A 9,891-nucleotide genomic window follows, 5' to 3' on the forward strand; every position below is an offset into this window, starting at 1 on the left:
CTCGTATATTATGGGATTATTAATCTATAGGATTAAAGGTTTTATAAGAAGTATAGTTCGCTAATGGAAATATAAAAAGGTGGATTAATCCTAGAGGGATTAATCCACCTTTTTATATTGAGCCTAGTTCATAATTTCACTCTTTGTCGATTCTCTGAACCACAGTGGGTAGATAATCACCTTATTTTCAAGAATGAATATTCTGGGTTTAGACCTACATTAATTGGAGGAATGGACATGGGATACTTTGTAACTGTAGAACAAGGTGTGAAATTGTTTGTTGAAGACATTAATCCAGGCGGAAGCAAAACTATAGTATTTTTACATGGGTGGCCGTTAAGCCATAAACAGTTTGAATATCAGTTTGATGTTCTTCCCTCAATGGGTTACCGGTGCATTGGAATAGACTGGAGGGGCTTTGGAAATTCGGATAAACCAATGAGTGGATACACTTTTGATAGACTGGCGGATGACATCAGGATGGTAATAGGACAACTTCAGCTAGATAATTTCGCTCTAGTTGGCCACTCTACGGGAGGTTCGATCGCCATTAGATACATGTCCAGGCATAAAGGTTACGGAGTATCCAAGCTTGTATTAATTGATGCCGCAGCTCCCACAGGCTTTTCTGCGGAAACGGCTGATAAATTGCTTAATGATACGGTAAATGACCGTCCTAAAATGATACAGGGAGTAACGGATACCTTTTTCTTTCAGTATATTACTCCTCAATTTTCAGAATGGTTTTTCCAAATGGGTTTACAAGCGGCAGGTTGGTCGACAGCTTCAGTCATAATTTTATTAAGGGATGAAAAGCTGGATGCTGATCTTCCGAAAATTGATGCTCCGACCTTAATTATTCACGGGATTCATGACAAAGTTATCCCGTTTGCACAAGCTCAGGAGCTGAATCAAAAAATACGACATTCACAGCTTGTCCCTTTTCTTTATAGTGGGCATGGTGCCTACTGGGAAGAGCGCAACAAGTTTAACCAGTTATTGAAACAATTTATTTAGTTAGCCTTTTATTATTATGGGAGAAGGCTGGTGTAACGATCAATCCTATTGGGCAGGGGAAAAAGAGGATTAATGGACATTTTTGTTGAACTTATTAAACAAAGAAGGAACGTAAGCAGGTGAATTGCTTATGGAAATTCATCTGATACCTCTTGTTCACTTTATGATTCAAGGAAATGAATGTTGAATTAAAAGCAGCTATGGTTATTTTTATAGGAAGCAAGGGAGGACCGATATGAAGATTGTGGTGGGATTTAGTGGTGGCAAGGATTCAAGCCTTGCCTTATTTAGGTTACAACATAACCCTGAATACGAAATTGATTCATTGTTAGTGACTCTTACAGAAGGATTTAACCGCGTTACTACTCATGGAGTCCGATATGAGCTGCTTAAGCAGCAGGCCGAGTCCTTGGGCATTCCATTAAGAGAAGTCTGGATACCGCAGGAATGCACAAATGAAGAATATCAGGAAATTATGGGCAAAGCGGTTGCAGATATGAAGGAAGACGAAGTCACTCATATCGCCTTTGGTGATATTCACCTTAAGGATGTAAGGAATTATAGAGAAAAAATGCTCTCAGGGACAGGAATAACCCCACTCTTTCCTTTATGGGAAAAACCTGTTGAGGAGTTAAGTCACGAGTTTATAAATCTTGATTTTAAAACAATAATAACATGTATTGATATGGATAAATTAGATAAATCTTTCTCGGGAAGAATATATGACTGGGAGTTTATTAGAGATTATCCTAAAGAAATCCATGATCTCTGCGGAGAGAATGGCGAGTTCCACTCGTTTGTATTTGACGGACCAAATTTTAACTTTCCGATTAAGTTTGAATTAGGTGATCAAAAAGTAACACCGGACTATTTCACTAAAAAGGACCGCTTTTTATACATAGATTTAATTCCGATAAAAAACATGCACCTATAAGGGGCGTTGATGTTTCAAAAGTATTAAATAAGCCATTCAGTGTGTACTTTTGGAAGACCCGAAAACAACTTTAGTAAGCTGAACATGATAAAATCATTGGTGTTATTTTTATTAAAAATAGGGAAAAACAAAGTTGTATTCCGATTTTATGCTAAGGCTAATTGAAAATATTACCGGGATAATTCAAAATACTCTTAAAAAAAGGAGGAATACAGAATGAATGATATCACGGTTTATTCAACGAATACTTGACCGTACTGCACAATGATGAAACAATTCCTTGAGGATCAAGGGATAGAATACAAAGAAGTAAATGTGCAGTTAGACCCGGTTGCAGCCCAAAAGCTAGTCGAGGAAACAGGACAGATGGGCGTACCGCAGACAAAGGTAAATGGCCATTGGGTTCTCGGCTTTGATCCAGAGACACTGATGCAGTATGTGAAATAGGTTTTGCAAAAAAACAAGGCACCGGATTAATCCGATGCCTTGTTTTTGAACTTCGCTATAAGCTAACAGTAAATATCACGATAGTCTGGCTTAAGAAGCCTTCTGTTCCGCAAAAGTAGCCTGCTGAACAACTTTTTTACCCTTAAAAACATTGAATACTAAATTCAAGGCAATAGCAGTTAAGCTGCCCGCTACGATCCCATTATCGGTAAGTATACGGATGCTCGAAGGCATTTGGTCAAATAATTCTGGAACTGCTGTCACGCCCAATCCCATCCCAACAGAGCATGCAATGATCAATAAATTCTCCTGTGATGCGAACTCTACTTTGCTAAGCATTTTAATTCCATAGGCGACTACCATACCAAACATCGCAACCATTGCCCCTCCAAGAACTGGGGTAGGGATAATGGTAGTTAATGCGCCAATTTTCGGTACCAGCCCGAGCAGCACTAGGAATACTCCTGCGGTGTAGATGACATTCTTTGTCTTTACCCCTGACAGCTGAAGAAGACCTACATTTTGGGAATACGTTGTATAAGGGAATGCATTAAAGACGGCTCCAAGGATTATCGCCAGTCCCTCGGCACGATAACCATTCGAAAGATCTTTTTCTTCAAGTTTTTCTTCACATATATCACCAAGTGCGAAATAAACTCCTGTAGATTCTACTAAACTAACCATCGCTACCAGGATCATCGTAAGAATAGCTGTTACCTCAAAAGTCGGCATCCCAAAGTAAAATGGAGATGGCATATGGAACCAGGAAGCCTCTGCTACAGCTGCAAAATTTACCTTTCCCATAAAATAAGCAACGATCGTTCCCGCAGCCAATCCCAACAGAATGGCAATCGCACGAATAAATCCTTTAAAGAAGCGGAATAGCAAAATAATGAAAAGCAATGTTCCGAATGCAAGTCCAATGTTTGAAAGAGAACCAAAGTCTGGACTTCCTTGTCCTCCAGCCATATTATTCATCGCTACTGGGATTAAAGTAATTCCGATAATGGTTACTACAGAGCCGGTAACGACAGGAGGGAAAAATCTAACCAGCTTTCCAAAGAACTTTGAAATTGCTACTACAAATATACCTGATACAAGAATGGAGCCATAGATTGCAGAAATTCCGTATTGTCCGCCAATGGCAATCATCGGCCCAACAGCAGTGAACGTACAGCCTAACACAACAGGGAGGCCAATACCAAAGAACTTGTTGCGCCAAACCTGCAACAGGGTAGCAATACCGCACATGAAAATATCAATCGAAACTAAATAGGTTAACTGTTCCCCTGTTAATCCAAGGGCTCCTCCAACAATTAGCGGAACAATAACCGCTCCTGCGTACATTGCCAATACATGCTGGATTCCTAATGAAGCAATTTTGAATGGGTTCTGTTTCATCACGCCAATTCCGCCTTTCTTTCTGTTGAATTCTCAAAGCTGACTATGCCGTTTTCAAGCGAGTTTATTATCGCCAATGATTCAACCCGGTAGCCCTTATTTCGAAGAATGCGGCCGCCTTCTTGAAACCCTTTTTCTATAACAATTCCGATTCCTTCTACAGATGCTCCAGCCTTGATCGCTATTTCTACAAGGCCTAATGCCGCTTGTCCGTTTGCGAGGAAATCGTCAATGATCAGCACCTTATCGTTTTCTGATAGATATTTATTCGAAATAGAAATTTCACTCGTTTCTTCTTTGGTAAAAGAGTAAACAGAGGATGTTATCAAATCATTTACGAGAGTCAAAGATTTTCTTTTTCTGGCAAAAACAACTGGCACTTGTAATTGAAGGCCGGCCATAACAGCAGGAGCAATTCCAGAGGATTCAATAGTTACTATTTTTGTAATCCCGCAATCGGCAAATCGTTCGGCAAATTCCTTTCCAATCTCAAGCATGAGCTGCGGATCGATCTGGTGGTTTAAGAAGGAGTCTACCTTTAGAATTGATGATGACAAGACGGTCCCTTCGTTTTTGATCTTTTCAATTAGCAGTTCCATGTTATTCCTCCTCTTTAGGTGAGAGCCATTAAAATACAAAAAGCCCAAAAACCATGCATTCACATCATAAAATGAGTGAAGCAATGGCCTTTGGGCGGTTAAGCATACAGGCGAATAGAGGGTAGAGTTACCACCCTGACATTGCTCACCCATAGTCGGATCATTTACGGTAATCCGGTAGAAACTTGCAGGCCCTATCCCCGCGATTATATGAGTGAATCTTATTAATTTATAGTCATTATAACACCATTTTTAATTTCTTCAACAAAAAATGATGAAAAAACCGAACTTAATTAAAATACACATCTCTAACATTCGTGATTTTTACAGTATCTTGCCATAATCATTTCGCAATGTAAAACAAAACCTGTATCCAAAAGGATACAGGTTTTTGCTCGTACGAATTAAATTTTAATTCCCATTCCCATTCCCATTCCCGTTGCCATCCCCATCTCCTGGAGGAGGTGGTGGAGGTGGATCCTTCGGTTTTGGATCCGTAGGCGGGTCATTTGGTTTAGGATCTGTCGGAGGATCCGCTGGTTTTGGATCCTTAGGTACTCCAATCTCAACAATATTAGATGGTGCAGATTCTTTTCCGGCTATATCGACGGCGGTCACATAGAAGGCACCGCTGCCTGCCTTGAATACTAAGTCTGCTCCTGCTTTAATGCTGCCAATCTTCTGTTTTCCATTGTAAACGCGATAGCCGACAATATCATTTTCAGGGTGTTTTCCCCATGTAATTGTATTGCCAGAAAGCTTGATTCCTGGTGATGCAGGTGTTTTTCCATTCTCACTCAGCTTATCATCCGCCACAAGAATTTTAGACCAAGCATCCTTTTTAGGAATCAGCTGCTGTGGGTTTCTGATTTTATGGCCAATTATGCTTTCCATATACTCTGGATTCAGGATTACGCCTGTTTCAGCAAACTCTGCCGGAGTTGAATCAAGTGCTAGGTAGCGCTTATCGCCAACATAAACAAATTTGCTTTCAACGAGACTGTCATCAACTTTAGTTGGAGCGTACTTAGAGATGAAGTAATCGGATTCTACAAGACCTGCTTTTGAACAAGCGCTTGAAGGCAGTAATCCAGATACTGCGCAATATGCTCTTTTGACTATCCCGCCTGGCATTTTAAATTGTTCAGCCGGATCGACCAGCTGAGGAGCTACATCATATGCATCGTTCACTAAATCTGCCCAGATGTACTGAGTCCTGACACCATATGAAAGACCCTTATAGGTTTTTTCAAGTGGCTTATTATGGTCATAGCCAAGCCACACACCCATGGACACATTCGGGTTGGTAGCGACGAACCATGAATCATAATATTCATGCCCGGTTCCTGTCTTGCCGGCCCAGTCTGAATCAAATTTAAGACGGCCATTTACAGCAGTTGCTGTTCCTCTTCTGATTACGTCCCGCATCATATCGATCGTTAAGTATGCTGTTTGAGGACTGAATACATCAACGGGTTCTGCTTTATGTTGAAAAATAATGTTTCCTTGCTTATCAACGATCTTGTCAATCAGATAGGCATCAATAAATTTTCCACCATTTGCGAATGTACCAAATGCATTTGTATTTTCTTCTACCGTGACTCCACCTTGCAAAGAACCAATGGCAGTTGAAAGATTGGAATAATCATCTTTTGTTAAATTCGAAAAGCCCATTTTATCCAGAAAATTGGCAGGTTTTTGGCCAAGGATGTTCTTATAGGCAAGGACTGCAGGAACATTATAAGACTTTGTCAATGCATATCTTGCAGAAGTTAATCCACTGTACCGCATGTCATAGTTGTGCGGCCACGGTTTGCCTGGACCGTTCAAAAATACTTCAACGTCTGGAAGGACGCTGCCAGGACTCAGTGATCCCAATTCTATCGCCGGAGCATAGACAAGCAGCGGCTTCATGGTTGAACCGTTTTGCCTTGTGGTATAGGTAGCATGATTGGATTGCTGTCTGTCAAAATCACGTCCGCCGACGAAGCTGATTATTTTACCTGATTTGTTTTCAATCATTACAGCGCCAACATCAACCTGTTCTTGAATAGTAATTGTTTTATTTGGGTCGTCAGGATCCGGAACTTCCTGAGGCTTATCACTGCCGTAATAAGCATAGTTTGTGGCCGTTTCCTGCATTTTGTTATAGATATCCTTGTTGATGGTCGAATAAATTTTATAGCCATTCTGGCGAAGGTCGCGGTCTGCCAGCGCATGATATTCTGCTCTTAAATCCTCATCTTGCTTTAAATCATCTGCTTCATAGCCATCACGTTCAGCAAGGATTTTCGCTAAAATTTCTACAGACCGAGCCTCGATTTCGAAAGTGAGATACGGGTATTCTTCAACAGTATTATCACTCGGTACTTCTTTTACAAAGTCTTTAGTAATATCATAGTTGATTGCTTCATTGAACTCTTTGTCTGTGATGAAGCCAGCGCCATGCATTCTGGTAAGTACTGTTTTTAGTCTTGTAAGCCCTGGTTCAAGGCCGGCTTTATCCTTGAGAATTCCATGATTGCTGCTGAAGGGCGTATATCCGAACGGGCTCTGAGGAAGTCCCGCGATAAAAGCTGCCTGCGGCAAAGTTAGATCTTTGGCGTCTTTACCGAAGATTCCTTTAGCTGCTGCCTGGACACCCGCAATATTACTGCCATTCGCATTCCTTCCAAAGGTTGCGACATTCAAATATGCTTCCAAAATCTCTTTTTTATCGAAGAATTTTTCGAGACGAAGCGCGAGAAGGATTTCTTTTGCTTTACGTTCGAAAGAAATTTCATTCGTCAGGATTTGGTTTTTGATGAGCTGTTGAGTTAGCGTACTTCCGCCGGACGATGTCGACGAGTTTGTAACTTCCTGGAAGAGCGCACGCATGATTGCTTTTGGAACAACGCCATCATGCTCATAAAAATACTCATCCTCGGTTGCCACTATTGCATTTACCAAATACTTTGACATATCATCGAGTTTTACTTCTTCTCGATAGAGATCAGTACGGAGCTTGCCGAGATAAACATCGTTATCAAAATATAAATCAGATGTTTCTTCGTAGTTGTATATGTCTTTTTTCATATTCTCATAAGGCCTGATTTGTTCATCTTTAACAAGGGATGCAAAGTAGCCTGCACCGACACCACCCGCAAATCCAGTACCGAGCACCATTACAATAATCAATAACAGCACCATGTTCCAGATGACCGAATAGGTAATCCTGGCTCCTTTTACGGTTTTTTTATTCGTAAAAAAAGCACCCAAGGATTTTAATTTCTCTTTCCAAGGCTGTTTTTCTTCTTGCATTCGTATCATTCCCCCTAAAATCACATACATTATAGCATAAACAAGCAATCGAAAAGACTCGAATCTCAATTTTTCTGAAAATTTATGTCGAATTTGACAGCGGATATGTAAGTATGGTAAAAATGCATTATTAACTTTATAGCAAAAGCTTTGAAGGGAACTAGTAGTGCTTCTGTCAATGTTTCAGAAAGCCGGCGGGTGCTGTGAGCCGGTACAAACAGAAGGATGAATTACCTCCCCGAGCGCCGCCAGCGAAATGGATAACAAATTAGCTGCGGCCGGTTTAACCGTTACATTACTGAGTGGAAGACAAATTTGTTTTCAAGCCGGGTGGTACCGCGCATTTATAGCGTCCCTGCAATTTATTGCAGGGGCGTTTTTTATTTGGCTAAAAAGTAGTTTGCCGGATACCCAGGGTAAATTTTGAATGGAGGAAGAAACGATGGATTTATTAAAAGATCTAGAATGGCGCGGAATCGTGTACCAGCAGACAGATGAAGAGGGAATCAAGGATACACTTTCTAAAGAGAAGATTTCCTTATACTGTGGTATTGATCCAACTGCGGACAGCATGCACATTGGGCATTTATTGCCTTTCTTGACACTTCGTCGTTTCCAGAATGCAGGGCATCGCCCGATTGTACTTGTGGGTGGTGCGACAGGATTGATTGGAGACCCAAGCGGCAAAAGTGAAGAACGTAAATTACAGACGCTTGAACAAGTACAGCTGAATGTTGATGGTATCAGGAAGCAACTTGATCAAATCTTTAAAGTTGAAGGTGAAAATGGCGCGCTGATGGTCAATAACTATGACTGGGCAGGCTCTATGGATATCGTTACATTCCTTCGTGACTTCGGGAAGCATGTCGGCGTGAACTACATGCTGGCAAAGGATACGATTGCCTCCAGGCTCGAAACAGGTATTTCTTTTACTGAATTCACATACACAATTCTGCAGGCAATGGATTTCTTCCACTTATACGAAAACCATAACTGCAAATTACAGATTGGCGGAAGCGATCAGTGGGGGAATATCACAACTGGCCTTGAACTGATCCGTAAGATGTCTTCTGAAGGATCAAAGGCGTTCGGGTTGACGATTCCGCTTGTTACGAAGGCAGACGGAACTAAGTTTGGTAAATCTGAAAGCGGATCAGTATGGCTCGATCCGGAAAAAACCTCTCCATACGAGTTCTACCAGTTCTGGATCAACACAGCTGATGCTGATGTAATCAAATACCTGAAATACTTCACTTTCCTAGGGAAGGAAGAAATCGAGCAATTGGAAAAATCAGTTCAAGACGAACCTCATCTTCGCCAGGCCCAAAAAACTCTTGCCGAGGAAATGACTCGCTTCATACATGGTGAAGAATCACTTCAGCAGGCCATCAAGATTTCGGCAGCATTATTCAGTGGCGACGTAAAGAATCTAACTGCAGATGAAATCAAACAAGGTTTCAAAGACGTTCCTTCTTTTACAATAGAAGGAGAAGAGGAATTAGGGTTAGTTGACTTGCTGGTTGCAGCCAAAATATCACCATCTAAACGCCAGGCTCGTGAAGATGTCAGCAACGGCGCTGTCTCACTGAATGGAGATCGTGTCACAGACACAGCGTATGTCCTTGGTGAAGAAGACAAGATCGAGGGACAATTCACGATCGTCCGCCGCGGCAAAAAGAAATACTTCATGATTAAATACTAAGGCAGCTGCGTTGATAACACGTGCCTAATTTAAAAAACAGTCTTCCTCAGTTGTAGGGAGGCTGTTTTTGATTTTGGAAATATGCTTATGTGTATTTAAGGCAGATATAATGCTGTTTTTTAGGAAATTGGAGTCGCAGTCGAAGCTTATCCCTTTTAACATTTATTCCATTCCGCAACTTTTTGTCAGAATTCCGCAAGATTCCCGTGTCATTCCGCAAGTTCATGCTGAAATCCCGCAACTATCTTCCTTTATTCCGCAACTTGTGTAGAATTACTCGAAAAGTGTCTCCGAAACCTATGTAATAACAAGTACAAAAGTAAAAAGCAAAAGTAAAAGGCAAAAACAAAAGCAAAAGCAAAAGCAAAACCCCCGACCAGAATGGTCAGGGGTTTTAAGAACAAACTATTAACGAGAGTAGAATTCAACGATAAGAGCTTCGTTGATTTCAGCTGGAAGTTCAGAACGCTCAGGCATACGAGTGAAAGTTC

Annotated in this window: 7 protein-coding genes, 1 pseudogene, 1 riboswitch and 1 other annotated feature; of the genes and pseudogenes, 4 read left to right on the plus strand and 4 right to left on the minus strand. The window is 41.1% G+C overall.

The features are described from left to right. Window positions 1–237 precede the first annotated feature (237 nt). The 3 genes from WB217_RS16750 (at window position 238) to WB217_RS16760 (ending at window position 2,398) form a co-directional block, all read left to right on the plus strand. Window positions 238–1,017 carry an alpha/beta fold hydrolase gene (locus tag WB217_RS16750; RefSeq protein WP_423994417.1) on the plus strand — a complete coding sequence of 260 codons (780 nt, stop codon included), beginning with the start codon at window positions 238–240 and terminating at the stop codon, window positions 1,015–1,017. Between the two features lie 235 nt (window positions 1,018–1,252). After that, a complete protein-coding gene (locus WB217_RS16755) occupies window positions 1,253–1,951 on the plus strand; it encodes a diphthine--ammonia ligase (RefSeq protein WP_423994419.1) in 699 nt (232 codons plus the stop codon). Window positions 1,952–2,167: 216 nt separating this feature from the next. Then, entirely contained in the window at window positions 2,168–2,398 is a 231-nt protein-coding gene (locus WB217_RS16760) for a glutaredoxin family protein (protein WP_335376475.1), read from the plus strand. Window positions 2,399–2,488: 90 nt separating this feature from the next. On the opposite strand, the gene WB217_RS16765 is transcribed toward WB217_RS16760, so the two are convergent. The 3 genes from WB217_RS16765 to WB217_RS16775 all read right to left on the minus strand — a co-directional run bounded on the left by WB217_RS16765 (window position 2,489) and on the right by WB217_RS16775 (window position 7,698). Then, on the minus strand, window positions 2,489–3,799 hold the full coding sequence (locus WB217_RS16765) for a nucleobase:cation symporter-2 family protein (RefSeq protein WP_423994424.1): 1,311 nt from the start codon (window positions 3,797–3,799) through the stop codon (window positions 2,489–2,491). Beyond that, window positions 3,799–4,398 (minus strand): xanthine phosphoribosyltransferase, encoded by a 600-nt coding sequence (locus tag WB217_RS16770; RefSeq protein WP_423994420.1) that lies wholly within the window; start codon window positions 4,396–4,398, stop codon window positions 3,799–3,801. The genes WB217_RS16765 and WB217_RS16770 overlap by 1 nt, the downstream gene beginning before the upstream one ends. A 132-nt stretch (window positions 4,399–4,530) precedes the next feature. Then, window positions 4,531–4,632: riboswitch (purine riboswitch) on the minus strand. 177 nt (window positions 4,633–4,809) lie between these two features. Beyond that, window positions 4,810–7,698 (minus strand): transglycosylase domain-containing protein, encoded by a 2,889-nt coding sequence (locus WB217_RS16775; protein WP_423994422.1) that lies wholly within the window; start codon window positions 7,696–7,698, stop codon window positions 4,810–4,812. 141 nt (window positions 7,699–7,839) lie between these two features. After that, window positions 7,840–8,058, plus strand: a binding site (T-box leader). Between the two features lie 82 nt (window positions 8,059–8,140). Between WB217_RS16775 and tyrS the strand changes: the two genes are divergently transcribed. Then, window positions 8,141–9,400, plus strand: coding sequence for a tyrosine--tRNA ligase (gene tyrS, locus WB217_RS16780; protein WP_423994423.1), 1,260 nt, complete (start codon window positions 8,141–8,143; stop codon window positions 9,398–9,400). Between the two features lie 408 nt (window positions 9,401–9,808). Here the strand turns inward: tyrS and WB217_RS16785 are convergent. Further along, window positions 9,809–9,891, minus strand: a pseudogene (locus tag WB217_RS16785) (30S ribosomal protein S4); the annotation flags it as partial.

The sequence above is a fragment of the Mesobacillus sp. genome (assembly GCF_049588175.1).
GTDB lineage: Bacteria > Bacillota > Bacilli > Bacillales > Cytobacillaceae > Mesobacillus.